This window comes from Pseudoalteromonas sp. AOP7-A1-14, assembly GCF_052376275.1.
Lineage (GTDB): Bacteria > Pseudomonadota > Gammaproteobacteria > Enterobacterales > Alteromonadaceae > Pseudoalteromonas.
Genome location: NZ_JBQSVO010000023.1, coordinates 1 through 20,728, shown reverse-complemented (window position 1 = coordinate 20,728; position 20,728 = coordinate 1). Strand labels below are relative to the sequence as shown.

15 protein-coding genes are annotated in these 20,728 nt (G+C 40.1%); 2 read left to right on the top strand and 13 right to left on the bottom strand.

What is annotated here, in order from left to right:
* Positions 1 to 50 precede the first annotated feature (50 nt).
* Positions 51 to 1,679, top strand: a complete 1,629-nt coding sequence (locus ACT3RM_RS05910) for an alpha-glucosidase family protein (RefSeq protein WP_441994699.1) — start codon at positions 51 to 53, stop codon at positions 1,677 to 1,679.
* Between the two features lie 87 nt (positions 1,680 to 1,766).
* Here the strand turns inward: ACT3RM_RS05910 and ACT3RM_RS05905 are convergent, their stop codons facing one another.
* The 7 genes from ACT3RM_RS05905 to ACT3RM_RS05875 form a co-directional block, all read right to left on the bottom strand.
* Positions 1,767 to 2,321 carry a DUF1439 domain-containing protein gene (locus tag ACT3RM_RS05905; protein WP_441994698.1) on the bottom strand — a complete coding sequence of 185 codons (555 nt, stop codon included), beginning with the start codon at positions 2,319 to 2,321 and terminating at the stop codon, positions 1,767 to 1,769.
* Positions 2,322 to 2,397: 76 nt separating this feature from the next.
* On the bottom strand, positions 2,398 to 5,082 hold the full coding sequence (locus tag ACT3RM_RS05900; RefSeq protein WP_441994697.1) for a DUF349 domain-containing protein: 2,685 nt from the start codon (positions 5,080 to 5,082) through the stop codon (positions 2,398 to 2,400).
* Positions 5,072 to 5,353 (bottom strand): YeaC family protein, encoded by a 282-nt coding sequence (locus tag ACT3RM_RS05895; RefSeq protein ID WP_441994696.1) that lies wholly within the window; start codon positions 5,351 to 5,353, stop codon positions 5,072 to 5,074. The genes ACT3RM_RS05900 and ACT3RM_RS05895 overlap by 11 nt, the downstream gene beginning before the upstream one ends.
* Position 5,354: 1 nt before the next feature.
* On the bottom strand, positions 5,355 to 5,681 hold the full coding sequence (locus ACT3RM_RS05890) for a hypothetical protein (RefSeq protein ID WP_441994695.1): 327 nt from the start codon (positions 5,679 to 5,681) through the stop codon (positions 5,355 to 5,357).
* A gap of 73 nt (positions 5,682 to 5,754) precedes the next feature.
* Positions 5,755 to 7,422 carry an alanine/glycine:cation symporter family protein gene (locus tag ACT3RM_RS05885; protein WP_441994694.1) on the bottom strand — a complete coding sequence of 556 codons (1,668 nt, stop codon included), beginning with the start codon at positions 7,420 to 7,422 and terminating at the stop codon, positions 5,755 to 5,757.
* A 91-nt stretch (positions 7,423 to 7,513) separates the two neighbouring features.
* Positions 7,514 to 8,644 carry a M14 family metallopeptidase gene (locus ACT3RM_RS05880; RefSeq protein WP_441994693.1) on the bottom strand — a complete coding sequence of 377 codons (1,131 nt, stop codon included), beginning with the start codon at positions 8,642 to 8,644 and terminating at the stop codon, positions 7,514 to 7,516.
* Between the two features lie 213 nt (positions 8,645 to 8,857).
* Positions 8,858 to 10,300, bottom strand: coding sequence for a glyceraldehyde-3-phosphate dehydrogenase (locus ACT3RM_RS05875; RefSeq protein ID WP_441994692.1), 1,443 nt, complete (start codon positions 10,298 to 10,300; stop codon positions 8,858 to 8,860).
* 618 nt (positions 10,301 to 10,918) lie between these two features.
* Here ACT3RM_RS05875 and ACT3RM_RS05870 point away from each other — a divergent pair.
* On the top strand, positions 10,919 to 11,101 hold the full coding sequence (locus ACT3RM_RS05870; RefSeq protein WP_441994705.1) for a DUF2989 domain-containing protein: 183 nt from the start codon (positions 10,919 to 10,921) through the stop codon (positions 11,099 to 11,101).
* 203 nt (positions 11,102 to 11,304) lie between these two features.
* Here the strand turns inward: ACT3RM_RS05870 and ihfA are convergent, their stop codons facing one another.
* The 6 genes from ihfA to ACT3RM_RS05840 all read right to left on the bottom strand — a co-directional run bounded on the left by ihfA (position 11,305) and on the right by ACT3RM_RS05840 (position 20,024).
* Positions 11,305 to 11,598, bottom strand: coding sequence for an integration host factor subunit alpha (ihfA, locus tag ACT3RM_RS05865; protein WP_441994691.1), 294 nt, complete (start codon positions 11,596 to 11,598; stop codon positions 11,305 to 11,307).
* A 2-nt stretch (positions 11,599 to 11,600) separates the two neighbouring features.
* Complete coding sequence (pheT, locus tag ACT3RM_RS05860) at positions 11,601 to 13,988, bottom strand: phenylalanine--tRNA ligase subunit beta (RefSeq protein WP_441994690.1); 2,388 nt, start codon at positions 13,986 to 13,988, stop codon at positions 11,601 to 11,603.
* A gap of 15 nt (positions 13,989 to 14,003) precedes the next feature.
* The gene (gene pheS, locus ACT3RM_RS05855) at positions 14,004 to 14,984 is read right to left on the bottom strand and encodes a phenylalanine--tRNA ligase subunit alpha (RefSeq protein ID WP_441835412.1); all 981 of its coding nucleotides are present in this window, start codon (positions 14,982 to 14,984) and stop codon (positions 14,004 to 14,006) included.
* Between the two features lie 82 nt (positions 14,985 to 15,066).
* A complete protein-coding gene (hda, locus tag ACT3RM_RS05850) occupies positions 15,067 to 15,777 on the bottom strand; it encodes a DnaA inactivator Hda (protein ID WP_441994689.1) in 711 nt (236 codons plus the stop codon).
* Complete coding sequence (locus ACT3RM_RS05845) at positions 15,777 to 16,832, bottom strand: DUF2066 domain-containing protein (protein ID WP_441994688.1); 1,056 nt, start codon at positions 16,830 to 16,832, stop codon at positions 15,777 to 15,779. Before ACT3RM_RS05845 ends, hda begins: the two co-directional genes overlap by 1 nt.
* A 129-nt stretch (positions 16,833 to 16,961) precedes the next feature.
* Positions 16,962 to 20,024 carry a TonB-dependent receptor gene (locus tag ACT3RM_RS05840; RefSeq protein WP_441996460.1) on the bottom strand — a complete coding sequence of 1,021 codons (3,063 nt, stop codon included), beginning with the start codon at positions 20,022 to 20,024 and terminating at the stop codon, positions 16,962 to 16,964.
* Between the last annotated feature and the right edge of the window lie 704 nt (positions 20,025 to 20,728).

The following is a 20,728-nucleotide window of genomic DNA, read 5'->3' as shown; positions in this document are numbered from 1 at the left end:
GCAATAATTGCTAGGGTAAAATGGGCAGTGTTGTCACGATGGAGAAAAAAATGGCTCAACAGCAGTGGTATAAAGGGGCAGTGATTTATCAGGTTTATCCGCGCAGTTTTCAAGATACCAACGGTGACGGCATTGGTGATATTAAAGGCATCATCAGTCGAATCGATTATATTAAAAATTTAGGCGTTGATGCTATTTGGGTCTCTCCATTTTTTAAATCCCCAATGAAAGACTTTGGTTACGATATAAGTGATTACCGGGATATTGATCCGCTTTTTGGCAATATTGATGACTTTGACGAACTAATTGCTGAGGCCCACCAGCGTGACATTAAAATTATTATTGATCAGGTACTCAGCCACACTTCTGATCAGCATCAATGGTTTTTAGATAGCCGTGAAGATAAAAGCAATGATAAGTCAGATTGGTATGTCTGGGCAGATGCAAAACCCGATGGCACCCAACCTAATAACTGGTTGAGCATATTCGGTGGTCCAGCTTGGCAGTGGGAGCCGCGTCGTGGACAATACTACTTGCATAACTTTCTAACCGAACAACCGGATCTGAACTTTCATAACCCAGATGTACGGGCAGCCGTTCTCGATAACGTTGAGTTTTGGCTGAAAAAGGGTGTCGACGGTTTTCGTTTGGATGCAATCAACTTTTGTTATCACGATGCAGCGCTTCGGGATAACCCCGCTAAACCGCCTGAAAAGCGCCAAGGTCGTGGTTTTAGTGAAGATAACCCGTATGCGTTTCAATACCATCACTACAATAACACGCAGCCTGAAAACATCAGCTTTATGCAGGATATTCGTACTCTTCTTAATAAGTACCCTGGCACAGTCTCATTAGGTGAAATTTCATCAGAAGACTCACTAGCGACAATGGCCGAGTATACGGCAGGTGGCGATAAGCTTCACATGGGTTATAGCTTTGAGCTACTTACTAATGACTACAGCAGTGAATACATTCGTACAACAGTTGAAACATTAGAAAATAGAATGACTGAAGGCTGGCCATGCTGGGCGTTTAGTAATCATGACGTAGAACGCGTAGCGAGTCGTTGGAGTAATACAGACACGATTATTCCTAAGCAATGTAAAATGCTCAGTGCACTACTTGCGTCATTACGTGGCAGTGTTTGCATGTATCAAGGTGAAGAACTAGGTCTAGGCGAAGCAAGAGTCGCATTTGAAGACTTACAAGACCCTTACGGCATTACTTTCTGGCCTAACTTTAAAGGTCGTGATGGTTGTCGTACGCCTATGCCTTGGCATTTTGACAAGGACTGCCCACAAGCTGGATTTTCATCAGCTACGCCTTGGCTGCCAGTAGGTGAGCAACACCACAATCAAGCGGTTTCGTTACAAGATGCGGATGACAACTCGATACTCAATGCATTTCGCGCTTTTATGGCATGGCGTAAAACACAACCAGCGCTATTAGAGGGTGATATCGAATTTATTGAAACCCCGGAGCCGATACTTGCTTTTTATCGCACACACGGCGGTGCAAAGCTGTTATGTGTATTTAATTTAGCTGACACTGATGCGAGCTTTGAACTAAATCACACAAATATTAGGGTTCATAATGAACTAATTCACCATTGTGGTGGTCTACTAAATAACACCTTAACCCTGCCCGGTTTTGGTTGTTTTTATGCTGATGTGAATTAAGCTGTTTTAATACAAGATTCCCCTTGAGACAAACTAAAAAGCCCTGACTTACAGGGCTTTTTCAATTCTAAGTTGTTACTTATTCAACTACATTCTTGGCACCAACTTGATAGCCCCTTCGACAATTTTCATATCTAACGGCAAGTTACTTAAAATAGCCACTTTTGGATCGTTGGTATTAAGTTTATAAACGGGGTTCACCGCTAAAAAGCCATTAATAACTTGCAAAGCCTCCTCGTTTAAAAGCCCTAAGTTACCTTTAAAACCGCCGGCATCAACGCTCGAATCAAGTAATTTAACGTTACGTAAAAAAACCGCTTTTTTCTCACTATCATAAAATGGCGAGCCTTCTATTTGTAATTTTAAACGTACGGGGTATTTCAGTGCAAAAGCATTCACAACTGCACTTGTATCAGCACCAAGCACCACCACATCACGGTTATTAGGACCTACGTTTACGCTTAAGTCATTAACATCAAATTGCACCGGTAAGCCCATGACACGCATTTCATCACTTAGCTTAGGGAGCTGTTGATTAAGCGCAGACTCTATTTCGCTATTGGTGAATGAATAAACTGACACACCATTGGTAGTATTACACGCAGCTAAAAATAAACACCCTATTAATAAAATATACTTCATTGTTTTTCCTTATAAAAAAACCGCCAGTAAACTGCTTGGCGGCTTCAAATCGTGTACTTAATGTATTGAGTTACGTTTATACAATATTAAATACTGCTTTCAAACGAGTTAGTGTGCCAGCATCAACTGAACCTTGACTGAGTGCCAACAACTGTTTTAAGTAGTAATGTAAATCAGCGTGCTCGCCGCGATGTTTATCATCAAGCATCGCTACTTGCTCAGCCATACGCGCCGCACCTTCTGGGCTTGTTACGTTTGCCAAAATTTCCATTCTAACTAGCAGCTGTTCAGGGGTTAATGCTGTCTCAGGGCTAGCTTGCCATTGAGCCGGTATTGCTTGGCCCTCTTCTAGCGCATTGAATAACGCATCAAAGTCAGCCTTCGCCGCTTTAGCTGTAAGCAGTGCTAATTTATCGTCAATGTTTGCTTGTAACTGCTGAATACGTTTAGCAAGTGGTTTGCTGCTTTCAAGCGCGCTTACTTTAGTACGCAAATCGAGTAGTTGCGCTTTTTGATTAACAGCATCAAGGGCGTCTTCTAACTCTACAAGCTGCGCCACAACAACAGCATTATCTACAGCTTGTTGTTGTTTTTGCTCTGCAAACTCATCACTACGTTTTGCAAAAGTAGCATCATTAAACTGGCGGAATTTTTGCCAAAGCGTGTTCTCAGCTTTCACACCAGCAAAGCCAATTGTTTGCCATTGTTGCTGTAGTGCTTTTAGTTGCTGACAAGCGCTGGCTAAGTCATCACTTAGAGAAAGTTGTTCAGCTTGTGCTATTAATTCACTTTTTGCAGCGCCGTTTGCTTTATGAAATGCAGTTAACGCATTAAATACCACTTGCTGATGAGTTTTATACTGGCTTTGCAGGGCCTTATATACTTTTGGCTCAACATTACCGGCACTGCGCCATGCTTTATTAATACGGTTGTACTGGCTTTCAAACTCTTTCCAATTAATCTCACTGCTTGCAGTATCAGTATCAGCTAATTGCTGCATTTGCTCGATAATAGCTTGTCGTTCAGTTTTAGTGACTTTGCGCTGCTGTTCAAGCTGTGCAAAATGTTCTCGGCAAGGAGCAAATAACAATTCTATTTTGTCATCAAACTCTTTGCCTTGTAATTGCTCTTGCTCGGTATCAAGTCGACCTAACTCATTCCAGCGGCGACGTAACGTTTTCACTTCATCGGCGCGCGCTTTAGGATCTGAACATGACTCTTCTAATAATACGTTAATTTCATTAAGGAGCTCATCACGCTTTGGCGTAGATGCGTATTTTTGCCAATCGCGTGCATCGGCTAACTGCTGCTCTAAATCGGTTTTTACCTTTTCAAGACTGCGTTGATAGTTTGGTGTTAAACTTTCGTAAAGCTCAGTAAAGCCTTTAAACACACCGAACGCCACATTAAAACGGCCCTGCTCAATCAGGCGCTTTACATCACGCGCTTTACGACTTGCTTGCTGTTGGCTTTTTGTAAGTTGTGTAGTTAATGACTCAAGATCACTTTGCCACTGTTTTTTATGTGCTTTAAGTTCAGTTTTAAAGGGGCTTTGTAAGCGTGGTGGCAGTTGTTTTAAAGGTGTACTGGCCGCTTTGTACGCTGCTTCATATTCGTCACTAATCGCATCAAAAGTAGTAATATCTACCTCGCGGTTAATTTCGCCAAGCGCTGTATAAGCCAGTTTATAATCGCTAATTGCCTGGCTAAGCTTTGGTAATTGAGTGACTTGTTGAAATAACTCATTTAACTTTTTAATCGTCTGCGCTTTTTCAGCACTTGGGCTTAACTCACTTTCGGCTATCGTCGTTTTCGCTTGTGCTACTTTTGCTTCTAACCAATCTTGCTGGATCTGCTCAGGCGCCTCAAGACCAAGCTGTAAAGCATTTTCAATTTCTTCACTAAGTGCTTCGAGGTTCGCAAGCGCTAAAAGCTCACGTTGTTTTTGTAAAAGCAAAGCTTGCGCTTGTTGGTGCGTTTTACTTAGTAATGCGATATGCGCGTCTAATTTTGTGGTGAGAGATTTATATTTTTCATCTAAAGTAGCGATTTGTTCGTTACTTAGCCATTTAAGCTCTAGTGCCTGCCACTTTGCAACTAGATCATTATTTTGCTCATTAACCAAAATGTAATCTTGCTTGTCACGCAGAGCATTAAGTTTTGCCAAAATAACTCGCGTTTCATTTTGTACTTGCATGGGCATTTCCAGTGCTAAGCGCTCGTTATCTAGATGCGTTTGCAATGCCGTTTTTGCTTCACCTTGGGCATGTTTTACTAAGCTTTTAACTAGCTGCTGGCTTATTACCAGTTCAACAAGCTGTTGTTGCAGCTCATCACTGCCCTCTTTAAATGCTTTTTCAATTAGCTTCGGGTTAGATAATCGCTTTAAAAGCTTAACTCTGACTTGCAGCTCTTTTTCAGCAAAGGCAAGTTTTTCGAGTGTTTTTACCGGAGCGAAGCGCTCTATGTACTCATTTTTAATATCACTTGATAATTTGTTTTCATCACTTAAAAGTGCATTTGAAATATGTTGCTCGGCTAAGTCTTTTAAGCTTTTATCTTGCTTATAAGCTTGCCACCAAAGTACTAAGTCATTAACTTTGTTAAGTGCTTTTTTGCGGATTTCAGCTGAGCTATCGTCAATTGCAAGCGTATTTAAAATGCTAGCATCGCGTTCAACGTCGAGATTTTCAATGGCGTCTAAACGCACCTGTTGCTTTGGATGCTTCCATTTTGGAGTAAAGAGGTGTTTAAAGATCATGTTCACTAAACCTTGCTATTTCATTATCAGCGGAAAATTCTTTTTGCAGTTGTGCTTTACTCTTTTGCACCATTTCACCATTTTCGCCGATGGTAAACTGCTCGTTTGTTTTAGCTATTTTAGCTTGGTAAAGCATCACTAATTGCACTGTTTGTTCTTTTTGTGTGTCGCTTAAAACAGTTCCATCAGGCCACTTTCCTGTCGCCGCGCCGTACTGTAGACGCTCAAATAATTCAGGGGTAATCGTATTTACAAGATTATCGATATTCATGTCATTTTTTCTTTTTTAAAGTCACTAAGATAACGCGATTTATTAAATACCAAATACAACCAATGCCAATAGCTGCTGTGCATGCGTACCACTCAATTGATTTTGGTTCTGGGTGCAGGAAATATAAACAGAAGAATCCACCTAAGAAAATGAAAAGTGCAAAAAAGGAATGATTCATAAACTTTTGTTGTTTTTCGATCTGCTTTTCACGGGCTAATTGCTGACGCTGCTCATCATTAAGCTCCGCTACATTACTCTCACAGTGAGGGCACTGCTGGTGTTTATCTGATATTGACTTATCACAACTAGGACAACGAACAATCGCCATATCTATCTCCATACTTCGCATAAATGTCTACGCATAAAAAAGGCGCCTTGCGGCGCCTTTTATTGTACTTGTTTTATTTGTCGTTGTCTTTTTTGAATTTGACCCAGTACTCATCTATTGACTGTCTCATTTCTTTTCTTAGTAGCATAATGCCAAATAAGTTAGGTAAAGTCATAACTACAATAGCCACCGCCGCAAGCTTCCAAACTAGTGTGGTGTCAGCAAATGATGCCCAAAAGAAGCCCGCAACATAAAAGACTCTATATGGCATAACTGAGCGATGACCTAATAAATAAATCATCGCGCGATCGCCATAATACGACCAGGCAATTGCTGTAGAAAACGCAAATAATAATAAACCTATAGAAACTATATATTTACCGCTATCACCAAAGTAGCCGCGCGTAAATGCATACGTTGTTAGCTCCGCGGAATGTACGAGCGACTTACCGATTAAACTAATGCTGTCGTCAGTAGGTAACCCTTTAACCACTTCAACTGTCCCAGAGTATTTATGTTTGTCAGTAATACCAAAGCGAATATCTTCACCAATTGAACGAGAGTGAAGTACAGTAAAGTCACTATTAGTAGCAATACCATTTTCTACTTCGATGTTACCGTTATAAAGCTCAATGGCGCTGTCTTTACCATTAAGGTAATTATAAAGCTGCTCGCGATTTTCTTCATTCGCTTCTGAATAACTGCCTTTAACAATACTCATTGAAGAACGCTCAAAATGGGTTTCAAACTTTTCGTTCCACACCCCTGATGACAAAATAACTAAACCGGTAAGCGTACAAATTACAATGGTATCGATGAAAGGTTCTAAAATAGACACCATACCTTCTGATACGGGTTCATCAGCCTTTGCTGATGCATGAGCAATAGGCGCAGAACCTTGACCGGCTTCGTTTGAGAATAAGCCCCGATTTACACCTCTGTTAAACGCATAAGCAAAAGACGCCCCTAAGAAACCACCCGCCGCAGCTGAACCCGTAAAGGCATCAGTAAATACAGAAGCAAACGAAGGACCAATATTTTCAAAGTTATAAAAAATAACCGCCAATGCACCAATAATATAAATCGCTGCCATTAACGGCACCACGCGAGAGGTAATAGCAGCAATACGTTTAATACCACCTAGAATAACCAGCGCCAATAATACAGATAACACAGCACCTGTCGCCATCGGTGCAAAACCAAAGGTGGCTTGCATGCCTTGGGAGATATTATTAATTTGTGGCAAGCTTCCGGTGCCAAATGAACTGATCACCGTGGCTATAGCAAATAACACAGCCAGCCACTTCATGTTCAGACGCTTATCCATGTAATACATGGGACCACCTGCCATCGTGCCATCTTCAGTTTTTTCACGGTACTTATGTGACAAGGTAACTTCAACAAATTTGGTCGTCATACCAAAAAAGGCGGTCATCCACATCCAGAATAACGCCGCTGGGCCACCAATAGAAATAGCAAGTGCTACGCCACCAATATTACCAGTACCAACAGTGCCTGAAAGCGCAGTTGCAAGTGCCTGAAAGTGTGTAGTGTCACCTTCGGTATCTTTTTTATCAAACTTACCCGTAACAATTTTACAGGCGTGTTTAAAATATCGAATTTGTGGGAACTTTAAGTAAACCGTAAAAAATAAACCCACGCCTAATAACACGTAAGGGAACCATACTGCACCCCCTAACATACCATCAAGGCTATCTAAAAACTGTCCAAATACATCCACTTTGTGATCCTCTTGTTATTATTTATAAATTACTATATTTGTTTTTATATTAGATATTAAAAAGGGCATCATTAATGATGCCCTACTTTTTTTAGCGTAAATTATCAACTACATTTACAATTGCAGCCAAAGTATCTTGGCCAAATTGATATGAGCGACGATCAGACCAAGCATAGTCTGGATCAGGTAAGTCATCATTATCTTTAAACGGCATTTCTACTGTATAAGCCAGTGCGTTGAATTCTTCTGCAACCGCTGAAGAACCTACAGTTAAATTCGCTTTACCTGGCTCATCCTGCGGGTAACCATGCTCATCTTGAAACTCAGGCGTTACAATATGTAGCGCTGCTTTAAAGCTATCTTCAAGTTCTTTTAAACGTGCATCGTAACTTGGAATACCTTCACTGCCCGCCACAAAGTTATAAGGAATTGCTTCGTCACCATGAATATCTAAATGCATATCTAGACCTGTGTCGCGCATTTTATTAAGTACTAAATACACTTCAGGGCTGTTTTCTATACTGGGTGTTTGCCACTCACGATTTAAATTAACGCCCTTAGCATTGGTACGCAAGTGTCCGCGTGCACTGCCATCAGGGTTCATGTTTGGCACAATGTAGAATACCGCTTTTGATAATAGTGCTGCAGCGTGCGGATCTTCATCATCAAGTAATTTATGAAGTAACCCTTCAACATACCACTCAGCCATTGTTTCACCAGGGTGCTGACGCGCAGTTACCCAAATTATTTTTTTACCTTGGTCGCTTTCACTACCCACACGTAATACGCTCATATCACGACCATCTAATGTTTCGCCTAGGGTTTCTAAGCTACATGCTTCTTGGCTTTGCGCCCAGGTAATTAAGTCTAAGTGACGGTCGTAGCTATAAGGAGCAAAGTATGCAAAATACATGGTGCCGCATTCCGGTTCTACTTCAAATGACAAAGTGCCATTTTCATACTCGGATGGAACACGGAACCAAGTTTGACGGTCGTAAGAAGCGACCGTATTGTAGCCTTTCCAGCCATCTGGATAAGCTGAATTTTCAAGGTTATTTATGTGCAGTTTGTGGTTTTGAAAAGGGGTTGTTTCTAATCGAAAGTGAAACCACTGGAAAAAGTCTGATTGATGATCTTTATTGATCTCAAGTTGAATATTTAGTGGCTCAGCCGCGTCAACGACCTTGATATTACCACTATCAAAATTACTGGTGATTTTCATTTTATAAAACCTATTGGTTAAAAATTAATAGCTAACCCATCGCTTGTTAGTCAGCAATTATACTTATTCGATGAACCTATATCAGGCTCACCTTGTTACTGAAATGTAGCAAACCCTAACAGCCTACCACATGGCATATACTTTGAAAAAATATTCATCACTAAAAAAGCCAGCTATTTTGCTGGCTTTTGTAAAGGTTATTAATCGTTTCGATTAACGCGGCAAGCTTGGGAATGAAACTTCAGCCATATCGCGCATACAACGAACTACTTGGCAGCTGTAACCAAACTCATTATCATACCAAACGTACAGTACAACACGCTTTTCATCTACGATAGTCGCTTTTGAATCAACGACACCAGCATAACGACTGCCAACTAAATCAGTTGATACGATCTCAGTTGATGCTGTGTAATCAATTTGGTCACGCAAATCTGAATGTAATGCAGTGTCACGTAAAAACGAGTTTACCTCTTCAACGCTGGTACTCTTTGCTAAGTTTAAGTTCAAAATAGCCAATGATACATTGGGCGTTGGTACACGGATTGCGTTACCCGTTAATTTACCTTCAAGTTCTGGTAAGGCTTTAGATACGGCTTTAGCAGCGCCCGTTTCAGTGATAACCATATTAAGTGCAGCAGCACGGCCACGACGTTCTGCTTTATGGTAGTTATCAATTAAATTTTGATCATTAGTATAAGAGTGCACCGTTTCAACATGGCCGTTATTAATACCAAACTTATCGTTTAGCGCTTTTAATGTTGGCGTAATTGCGTTAGTGGTACAACTAGCAGCACAAACAATTTTATCTGCAGGTAAGATATCACTATTATTTACACCATAAACAATATTTTTAATCGCGCCTTTAGCTGGAGCGGTTAATAATACTTTTTCTGCGCCTTTACATTCTAAATGCTGACCAAGGCCTGCTTCATCTTTCCAGATACCAGTATTATCAACAATAAGTGCATTTTCGATACCGTAAGCGGTGTAATCAACTTCACTTGGTGAGTTAGCATAGATAACTTGAATGTAGCTACCATTGGCTTTAATTGCATTACGCTCTTTATCAATAGTGATAGAACCATTAAATGGGCCATGAATTGAATCGCGGCGTAATAAGCTGGCGCGCTTTTCTAAATCACCTTCTTTACCGCCTCGTACTACGATGGCGCGTAAACGTAAATCAGCATACGGGCCTGATTTTTCAATCAACAAACGCGCCAATAAACGGCCAATACGGCCAAAGCCATAAAGCACCACATCACGCGACTCTTTACGTTCAGAATTAGTAATTTCAGCTAATTCGTCACTGATATATTCTTCAACGCTGCGACCATTTGCGACATCTTTAAATAAGTAGTTATAGGCAAGCTTACCAATATCGATACGTGCTGAATTTAAATCCATTTTGCTAATAACTTCTAGAAAGGGAAAACTTTCGCGTAAACGTAGTTTAGTTCCTTCAAATTGCGCAACTGATTTATGAGACTTGATGATATCGATGGTGCTAGCATTAACTAATGGGCGGCCATATACGGCAATTTCAATACCACGATTACGATAAAGGCGACCAATAATAGGTTGCATACTTTCGGCGTAATCTTGGCGTTCTTGCCAACTATTCGTGTATTCTAACTCGTGAGATGAGGTCATATTTTTACCTAATTAAACATTTTTGAACGGATAGCCTCTGAGATAAAGGGCTTGTGAGAGCTGTATCTCAGTTAGGCCTGCTTATTCTAATTTAATCTGGTGTGATTCTCCACTGTTAGAGAGCAATTCATTGCGTTAGAATGAAAATGCCTTTATTAAGTTAAGGTTAATAGGTCTTAGTATGAGCAAATATATTATTAGGTTTATTGGTGTTGTGAGCTCGTGGCAATTCATTGACACTCGAAAAAGTGTGTAAAAACACCCGGGGTATGCAGCGATTTAAATAAAGGTAGCCATTGTAAGCATCTACGATCTGATGTGGATTTTTTCACGCTAACATGAATATAAAAACCAAACGGCGAAAATAATTACCTATTACTTAAAACGTTGAACAATACGATAAGTGCCGCGCTGGCTGTAATAAAAGAGCAGATTAAACTAAAAGGCAAAAGCAACTCACAAGTTGAGCACCATTTAACTAGCCTTAAAGAAATAGTGGGTTATATCAAGATACCAATCTCCCCGCCTGCTTTACTATCATTGCTCGCGTAGTAACGACCAATCAGCGCTTGAAAAGTTACTTAGTCTAAAAAACAGAGCGTAACCACAAACGCATAGATACAGTTTGCCTTAGCCAGCTATTTCATTAAATTTGACGAAGAAAAAACCATTAATTTATTTTGCAGCACCCTCGCGCTAAATAAGCCAGATCAAATTCCAAACTCAGAAGTTTACACTCCCTTTGTGAGCTTTTTTATGAACATGAAAATACAAACTCGCTTATACTTTTGCGCGCATTGAGAATTGTCAGGTATTAGAAATATTGAAATGTTTTCGATTGAGAACAAGCTAGCAGTCACAAAAAAGATTTAGACCGTTTAGAAGTAGTCACCCATCAAGTTTTTGACAGTGTGCAAGACAGAGATTTCGTTTCTCCTCGACAGTAGTAATAAACAGTAATTACTTTAGTAAAAGAAAAAGGCAGCGCTGGCTGCCTTTTTTTATTATTTACCTGTACCCACTTCTACGCGAGTTTTAAGCTTTTGACCTGGTCGAAAAGTCACAACACGTCTTGCTGAAATTGGGATATCTTCTCCCGTTTTCGGATTACGTCCTGGCCTTTCTTTTTTGTCACGAAGATCAAAGTTACCAAATCCAGAGAGCTTAACCTGCTCACCTTTTTCTAGCGCTGAGCGGATTTCTTCAAAAAACGCTTCAACTAAGTCTTTGGAATCTTTTTTATTGATCCCGAGTTTTTCAAATAGGTGTTCAGCTATGTCGGCTTTAGTAAGCGCCATATCTAGTCCCTCAACGATGCATTAAATTGTTCGGCCAATGCGGCCACCACATTATCAACTACCTGATTGATATCTTTCTCTTCGAGTGTTCTATCAACCGCTTGCAGTGTTAGAGCAATCGCCAAACTCTTATAATTTGGCTCAATACCTTTGCCCTTATACACATCGAATAAGTTTAGGTCAACCAATTGATTTCCGCCAACTTTTTCTATCACTGATAAAATGTCGCCAGATTTCACCTGATTTCCCACTAAAATAGCGATGTCGCGGCGGTTTGAAGGGAACTTAGAAACCCCGACTGCCTCTGGTAATTTTCTTTTTTCCAGTGCTGACATTTCAATTTCAAACACAAAAGTTGCATTATTGATATCTAACGATTTTTGCACTTGTGGATGAACAGCACCAAAGAAACCAACCTTTTTTCCATCAACATAAATAACCGCTGACTGACCTGGGTGAAGTCCATCAGACTGTTCTGCTTTGATTTCAAAACGTGAAATATCATTGCTAATTGCCAGTAATGCTTCAACATCACCTTTTAAGTCATAAAAATCGACGCTGCGCTTGTCTTCAACCCAATGTTCACCATGGGCAAGACCAGTAATAACACCACCAATTACGGCCACTTGATTAACGCCATTTTCTGCGTTTTCATCACGTAAGAATTTAAGTCCATGCTCAAATAAACGAATGCGACCTTGCTGACGGTTTTGGTTGTATGTGAGTGATGCTAATAAACCTGGCATTAAGCTGACACGCATTACTGACATATCACTTGATATAGGATGCGGTAGTATTAAGGCATCACTTTGTGGGTGCAAAATAGCTTGCGCTTTAGGATCAACAAAGCTGTACGTAATCGCCTCTTGATAACCACGAGTTACCAATGTATTACGAAATTTACTCGTGGCAATATTGGCTTCATTATGCGTCGTCATTTTAAGTTTTGCGGTCGGTGCTACATTTGGAATGCTGTTATAACCGTAAACGCGAGCCACTTCCTCAATTAAGTCTTCTTCAATACGAATATCAAAACGATAACTAGGAACATCGGCGCTCCATACACCATCGACGATTTTCACATCAAGACCTAAACGCGTTAAGATATCGGTTACTTTCTCATCTTCAATATGGTGGCCAATAACACGGTCTAGACGTGCACGGCGAAGACGAACTTCAGTTACTTTAGGTAGCTTATCTTTTGCAACTGCTTCAACCACTGGCCCTGCTTTGCCGCCTACAATGTCAAGTAACAACGCAGTTGCACGCTCCATTGCATCGTGTTGCAGCGCAAAATCAACGCCACGCTCATAACGATGCGACGCATCAGTGCGTAAACCGTAGCTACGGGCTTGTCCTGCAATGTCTACAGGATTAAAGAATGCGCTCTCTAGTAAAATATCTGATGTTTTATCTGTTACACCTGATTGCTCGCCACCAAAAATACCGGCAATAGCTAAGGCTTTATTATGATCAGCTATAACCAGTGTTGACTCATTAAGTTTCGCTGTATTGCCATCAAGTAAAACTAATTCTTCATCTACGTTTGCACTACGTACTTTAATGCCGCCTTCAATAGCATTCAAATCAAATGCATGCATTGGGTGACCAAGTTCAAGTAGTACAAAGTTGGTTACATCAACAACCGGATCGATTGAACGTATACCACTACGACGTAACTTTTCAACCATCCAAAGAGGCGTTTCAGCATCAAGGTTAATACCTTTAATAACACGCCCTAGATAACGAGGACATGCCTGTTCATTAACCAACTCAATAGCTATTTTGTCGTCGATTGTAGGAGTAACTGTTGGAATTTCAAGCGCTTTAACATCAATACTATTAAGTACACCTACTTCACGTGCTATGCCTTTGATACCTAAGCAATCACCGCGGTTAGGTGTTAAATCAACATCAATAATGTTGTCATCAAGGCCTAAGTATTCACGTAAATCTGTGCCTACTGGCGCATCAAGTGGCAACTCCATAATACCATCGCCTTCCTCGCTTATACCTAGTTCAACAAACGCGCATAACATGCCATGTGAAGGTTGGCCACGAAGCTTGGCTTTTTTAATTTTAAAGTCACCCGGTAATACCGCACCTACGGTGGCAACAGCCACTTTGATACCTTGGCGACAATTTGGCGCACCGCATACAATGTCAAGTAACTCATCGCCACCGACATTAATTTTAGTTACGCGTAATTTATCTGCATCAGGGTGCTGACCACATTCGACCACGTCACCAACAACAACGCCATTAAACGCAGCTGCAGCTGGTTCTATGGCGTCAACTTCAAGGCCGGCCATTGATAACTGTTCCGAAAGAGCCTGTGTATCAATTACAGGATTAACCCACTCTCTTAACCACTTTTCACTAAATTTCATTTTATATCTTCACTCTTAACGGAACTGGTTTAGGAATTTTAAGTCGTTTTCGAAAAACGCACGTAAATCGTTGACGCCATAACGCAGCATGGTTAATCGCTCTACCCCCATACCAAAGGCAAAACCAGTGTATTTTTCAGGGTCAATACCGACAGATTTAAGTACATTCGGGTGAACCATGCCACAGCCTAATACTTCTAACCATTTACCATTTTTTCCCATTACGTCTACTTCGGCTGAAGGCTCTGTAAATGGAAAGTAAGATGGGCGGAAACGAATTTCCATATCTTCTTCGAAAAAATTACGTAAGAAGTCATGCAAAATACCTTTAAGCTCTGTGAAGCTCACATCAGTATCCACCATTAGCCCTTCTACCTGATGAAACATCGGAGTATGGGTTTGGTCATAGTCATTACGATATACACGGCCAGGCGAGATAATACGCAGTGGTGGCTGCTCGGTTTCCATCGTGCGAATTTGTACACCACTAGTTTGGGTGCGTAGCACTAATTTTGGATTAAAGTAAAAGGTATCGTGATCGGCACGTGCCGGGTGATGCTCGGGAATATTTAAAGCATCGAAGTTATGAAAGTCATCTTCAACTTCAGGGCCATTTTTAACTGCAAAACCCAATTCACCAAAAAAGCTTTCTATACGCTCAATAGTACGTGTTACTGGGTGTAAACCACCTGTTGGCATAACTCGACCTGGAAGTGTTACATCAATCGTTTCTGCCGCTAACTTTTCTTCAAGTGCTTTACCAGCAAGTAACTCGCGTTTTTCGTTTATCGCAGCTTGCACATCTTGTTTGGCTTGGTTTATTACTTGCCCGGCTTCTTTGCGTTCTTCAGGGGCAATTTTACCAAGAGTTTTTAATAAGCTAGTGATCTCGCCTTTTTTACCAAGATAATTAACCCTAATCTCTTCAAGCTGCGCGATTTCGTTGGCACTGGCGACCGCCTCAAGTGCTTGCGCTAAAATATTTTCTAAGTTCATTCGATACCTGATCTTTCACAGAAGGTGATTACAATTTTGTTGACTAATGATAACTGAAAGCAAGGGCTAGATTCTAGCCCTACTAAAGCTTTAACGTGGATTTTATGAAAGGAATAGTTAATTTTCGCTGTGCAGCCATAGATGCGTGATCTAATTTGTCTAAAACATCGAGTAATGCGCGCATATCACGACTTAATCGTGTTAATAAAAAACGTGCGCATTCGTCAGTTAATTCAAGTCCACGCATGTTAGCGCGTTTAACTAACGCTTCAGCTTTATCGTCATCACTCATTGAACGAATTTGTAAAGTAGTGCCCCACTTCAAGCGTGACTCAAGATCCGGTAAACTAATGTTTAACATATTAGGCAATAAATCAGCGGTAACAACAAGACACTTACCTGGTTCATTAAAGCGATTAAAAAAGTTAAACAATGCTTTTTCCCATGCATCGTCACCAGCAATCAAATGTAAATCATCAATACACAACACATCTAATGCTTCTAAGCCGTCTAGCACTATCGGCCCAAAACTAAGTACTTCACGCATCGATAACAGCATTGTAGATAAACCATGCTCTTGGGCATGAATACAGGTTGCATAAAGTAAGTGCGACTTACCCGAGTCTCCGAGCCCACACAAGTAAGTATACTGAAATTGCTTAGATAGCTTTTTAAACGAATTTTTTAAGTGGCTCACTTCCAACGAATTTTCGCCGCCAAAATAAGAACTAAAAGTCTCATCATCTGGCAATGTTACTGGCAATGCCATTTGCATTGGCTCTATTGCCTGCATTACTCACCAGTCCATGAGTATTCTAGCGCATCATTATTAGTCAACTGATAAAAAGCACGGGGGTCAACAAAAGCGCTAAATGCATTATCCAGCTCTAGGGCTTTTTTAAAGTCATTAATGCTACCGGTGTGGTTTACTCTAAATTCTACAAGGTCGTCTGTACGAGTACTAATAACGACTTGTGTAACCACACTCAAGCTTTCAAGGCGTCGTTTAGCAAGCTCTATATCTACAAAGCTCTTTGTACCTTTTAATTGAAAGGTTGCCTCTGCAAGCTGTCCAACTGCATTTGGATCGACAGCGTATTCAGCAGCAAGGCCTGCAGCTAAACTATCAATCATTTGTGCAACAATTTGCTGTCTATCACCAGTTATTTGATTAGATCCAAATAGTTCATCATTCGTAAAACGCCAATCTAGTAGCCAATTATCACTATTTGGTTGCTGGTACATTCGCGCTGTAATACTTCGCTCAGCCCTATACCGGTTCGATGCCTGCTGTACTGGTTCAGAAAAGTTTCCCCATATTTCGGGAATACCTACAAGCGATCTATCTTGTAAATCAAGTAACGGGACTACAACAGGTAAACCTCGACGTTTTGCTCTGTCATATATTAAGCTTTCTAGTTGCGGATGGCTTTCTTGTGTTACGAGTTCACGACGTAAGTTGTCCTCAATGGCAAGCCAGATAACAATAAGTGGACGACGATTCCCCCATAGAGATAAGTTTAGTTCTTTAACTAATGCATTAATTTTATTCGCTTCAAATTTAACCAATAAATTTAAATGTCCATCGGGCTTTTCGTCGTACTCAAATTTGAGCATATAATCAGAAATATCTTTACTACGCTGCTTAGCTAATGAGCTTTTATCTGCTTGGGCATCACCACTGACTTTAACGAGCACATTTAATAATGCTTGGCGGCTTGCAGCAATACGCGCATCACGGGACTTATCTTCCACCTTCAATATATCTTGGTAAAGATCAGTCACTTCAACCGCTAAAGAAGAGAAACTCACGAAAGAGAAAAGGATAACTATAAATAATCTAGACACAGGCTATTAGTTCTTGGTTTAAACTAATTTGATCCTAATTCAAAGGCCCACACAAAGCAAAATTAATTCATAAAAAAACCACTTACGAATAAGTGGTCTTCAAGTAAATGTTTTATGCTCTAAACGTTATTAAAATGTCCAGTTAAGACCTAAGTAAATATTACGCCCTGTGGTGTAATGACTACCAGCAACTTTTTCTTTTCGCTGGGTGTAATACACATCTTGCCCATCTAAAATACCACCTTCTGGTACTTCGATTTGTTGGCGAATGAAATAGTACTCTTGCTCTTCATCAAGTAAATTTGTAATAGAGAAAGTCGACATCACATCTTCAGTAATTTGATATGTCATTTTCATATCAATCGTTTGTCTGTCATCAACAACTAAATCTGACTGTGAACTTGGTCCATCAAAATACTCTGAACGGTAGTTATACGCTAAGCGAGCTGAAAATGTCTCATTTTCATAATACACTTGTGCATTCCCCGTATGTTTAGAGTTACCCTCTGAGCGTACATTTTGGGTGTAAAAGTCATCAGTTTCATAACCCGTTACAATAGTATTACCTTCTGCATCTTGCTCAGTGATAGCTGTATAATCTTGCGATGTAAATTCTTCATCTGGCACATTAATAAACGTATAATTACCTTGTATACCAAAGCCGTTACCAAAGTCGTGCTGTAACTGTACTTCATAACCGTTTATTTGCTGCTCTCCAACATTATAGTTAGAGTTAATTGCATATTCGCCAACCGCTAGTTGACCATCAATAGTGTAGTAGTCTTCACCCGTTAAGTCCTGAATAAATGACTGGCTACGGATAATATTTTTAAGGTCTTTAGAAAATGCGGTAACACCAAATAGGGAAGCGTCAGTAAAATACCACTCAAAACCTACTTCAAATTGATTCGCTTCATATGAAGCAAGATCAGGGTTACCTATAGACCCAACACGCTGTAAGTCTTGCTCTGCTATTATATCACCATTACTATCATAGTTGCTTGTAATACTATAACTATCACGAAGTTGTGAAAGTGTCGGATGATCAATTACTTTAGATGCAGCAGTTCGTACTACAAACTCGCTTGTTAAGTCGTAACTTAAATTGATGCTCGGTAGCACATCTTGAGAATCGGAGTTGGTGGTCACTGTTTGCCAAATAACATCACCATTAGCATCTTCCCCTGCGGTTTGGTAAGTTAATGACGTACGATCCGTATCAACAAAACGTACACCGACGTTACCGCGTAACTTACCAGCAGAGATATTCGCCATGATATAAGCTTCGTTTATATCACTTTGTTGATCGTAAAACTCGCCAAACTCTTCTTGAAAACCAGTGCGACAACCACTCTGTCCAGCCGAGCTTTCACTAAGTAACACAGCGCAATCATCTAAATCATTAACTAATAAATGATCATTATTCCAAATATCGTCACGCAGATCTTTATCAATATCAAAAAACGATTGTGGGAAAGCGTCAACGCTCTCACGGACACCGTCAATCGTACCGCCAGCCATTTCTCCGGCAGTAATACGCTGGTCATCTTCACGACTTGAATTGGCTAAAAAGCGATGATTACTACTTTCTTTTTTACGAATTTTAAAGCCACTTTCAATCGAACTGATATAATTATTATCAAGCTCCCATTCTAAGTCACCTTGGAAGTAGTTTTCGTTATTTTCACGATACTGATCGCGCTTAAAAAAGTTCGTCAAATACATTTCTGATGTTGGTTCAGCAAGCCAGTTATCAGCACCACCAGTTACACCCCAAGACGGTGTATTACTAGCTGCGTCATAATCATAGTAAACCCCAACGTCGCTAAGACCGGTATCTACGCCTTCTTGAAAATTTAAACTGTATTGCGTGCCAAAGTCAGAAACGAACGATTCAGATGTCGAACGGCCTACCTGAAATTTAACAAAGACTTCATCAAACTGATAATCCGCAGTAAGGTTAAGCTGATCGTTTGATGCATCACTGCCGTCACGATCTTGAAATTCCATCTGCATTAGGTTTGATAACGGACCCGTATTGTTATTTACATCGTAAATATCGTTAACATTACCTTGTGCGTTTAATAATAAATCTTGCTCGCGGTCAACATCAAAGCCTGGTGCTTGAGTAACATAAGCCCAACGTGAAAGGTAATAATTACGCATATACAATGAATGGTTTTCATTACTATTGTCATTGTAATTATACGTATAATCTAAATTTAAATTGAGCTGATCAGTCGGTTGATATTGAAAAGCAACAGTACCATTTAGACGTTTTTTATCACGAAAAAAACGGGCTGAATTTGGTATTCCCCAATGTGCGCCCGGTTTTTCGTAAGTATCAGCATCCAGACTATATGCAGGAGAACCATCGACAGAGTTAGCTATCTGGTTTGGCTTATCATTACGATAATAGCCATACCAGCCACCTAAAGCTTCATTGCCGTCACGTTGAGTATTAACCTCTTGGTAGCTTAAATTAAGTGAAGCACCAAAGTTCTCATCTTCATTAACCCAATTATAAAGGCCACTTACCTGCGGCGATGTTTTTTCATATGCATCATTATAATTAGCTTCAACCTTTAAAAAGCCTGAGTTATCTTCGCGTTCTAATGGTTTTTTAGTGTGTAGAATAACAGTACCACCAATCCCTCCTGCTGGTAGATTTGCTTGCGGAGATTTGAACACTTCTATTTTTGAAATTTGATCTGCAGACATCGAAGAAAAGTCAAACGCACTGGTTTCTTCTCTAAGCGGTAACGAAGCCGCAGATTCTAAAGACTGACCATTTAAAAGTGTGTTGGTAAATTGTGGTGCAGTACCACGAATTGAAACTTGTGAACCCTCACCAAACTCATTGCTAATCTGAACACCAGGGACACGCTGCAATGCTTCTGCCATATTCCTATCTGGATTTTTCGCAATATCTTCTGTGTTAATTGAATCAACAACAGCATTTGAAAAGCGTTTATTATTTAAGTTATCACGTAAAGAGCCACGGATACCGGTAACTTGGATCACTTCAACTTCTTCTTTCGTGTCCGCTTGCGTCTCTTTAACTTCAGCTGAGGTTGGCTTTTTAGCTACTTGATCGACATCATTTGCCATAGCAGTTAGAGAAAAACTACCACCCAATAATAACGCTACTTGTGTTGCTATTATTGTTTTATTCACATTTTTTTGTTTCATCAAAACTCCAACACATACTTTATCTATCTACACTGGTGATAAATGAATATTTTATACTGGTAAAATAAGCATACTCAGTAAATTTTAAATTACATAAAATAGATAAATTATGAATAAATAATTAAGGAAGTGTGAACTTATCAGATCAAAGCAACACATTCAAATAATATATTCCACACAAAAACATTTTTATAATATTTTTTATTTTCATGTAAATTATATCAATCAGCAATAATTACAACATGTTACGTCTATTGCACCTCCTACTAGAATATATAATTCGACGTAGCAGCGCGCTTTAGCCGCGAAAAGAGTATCTACATGGCTCATGAGCCAGATAAATAATTTGGCAGTAGCGGTTGGTCGAAAGACCTTCCATGAGGCTCGCCTAGGGCTGTTTCGGTTTAATACTGAGTTCGGTACGGGGTCTTGGCTTGGTATTTTTATTTTATTCCAGACAACAAAAAACCCGTCACATTACTGTAACGGGTTTCTTTTATTTAAAGCCTGATAATGGCGTAGTGCCCACAGTGGTGGAGAGTCGCATAACAAATACGACACTGTCTTTGTCAGGGCTTGGCCCAGAGGAGCTGCTGTATTTCACTACTGTGTTTCACTACTGAGTTCGGTACGGGGTCTTGGCTTGGTGTTTTTACTTTATTCCAGACGTAAAAAAGCCCGACTCAATGAGTCGGGCTTTCTAC

Coding starts and splice junctions, on each gene's coding strand:
- ihfA (WP_441994691.1), bottom strand. CDS start 11,598: ATGGCGCTTACTAAAGCCGACATAGCTGAACACCTATTTGAAAAACTC.
- pheT (WP_441994690.1), bottom strand. CDS start 13,988: ATGAAATTTAGTGAAAAGTGGTTAAGAGAGTGGGTTAATCCTGTAATT.
- ACT3RM_RS05910 (WP_441994699.1), top strand. CDS start 51: ATGGCTCAACAGCAGTGGTATAAAGGGGCAGTGATTTATCAGGTTTAT.
- ACT3RM_RS05905 (WP_441994698.1), bottom strand. CDS start 2,321: ATGAAGTATATTTTATTAATAGGGTGTTTATTTTTAGCTGCGTGTAAT.
- ACT3RM_RS05875 (WP_441994692.1), bottom strand. CDS start 10,300: ATGACCTCATCTCACGAGTTAGAATACACGAATAGTTGGCAAGAACGC.
- ACT3RM_RS05880 (WP_441994693.1), bottom strand. CDS start 8,644: ATGAAAATCACCAGTAATTTTGATAGTGGTAATATCAAGGTCGTTGAC.
- ACT3RM_RS05840 (WP_441996460.1), bottom strand. CDS start 20,024: ATGAAACAAAAAAATGTGAATAAAACAATAATAGCAACACAAGTAGCG.
- ACT3RM_RS05900 (WP_441994697.1), bottom strand. CDS start 5,082: ATGATCTTTAAACACCTCTTTACTCCAAAATGGAAGCATCCAAAGCAA.
- ACT3RM_RS05890 (WP_441994695.1), bottom strand. CDS start 5,681: ATGGCGATTGTTCGTTGTCCTAGTTGTGATAAGTCAATATCAGATAAA.
- hda (WP_441994689.1), bottom strand. CDS start 15,777: ATGCAGGCAATAGAGCCAATGCAAATGGCATTGCCAGTAACATTGCCA.
- ACT3RM_RS05895 (WP_441994696.1), bottom strand. CDS start 5,353: ATGAATATCGATAATCTTGTAAATACGATTACCCCTGAATTATTTGAG.
- pheS (WP_441835412.1), bottom strand. CDS start 14,984: ATGAACTTAGAAAATATTTTAGCGCAAGCACTTGAGGCGGTCGCCAGT.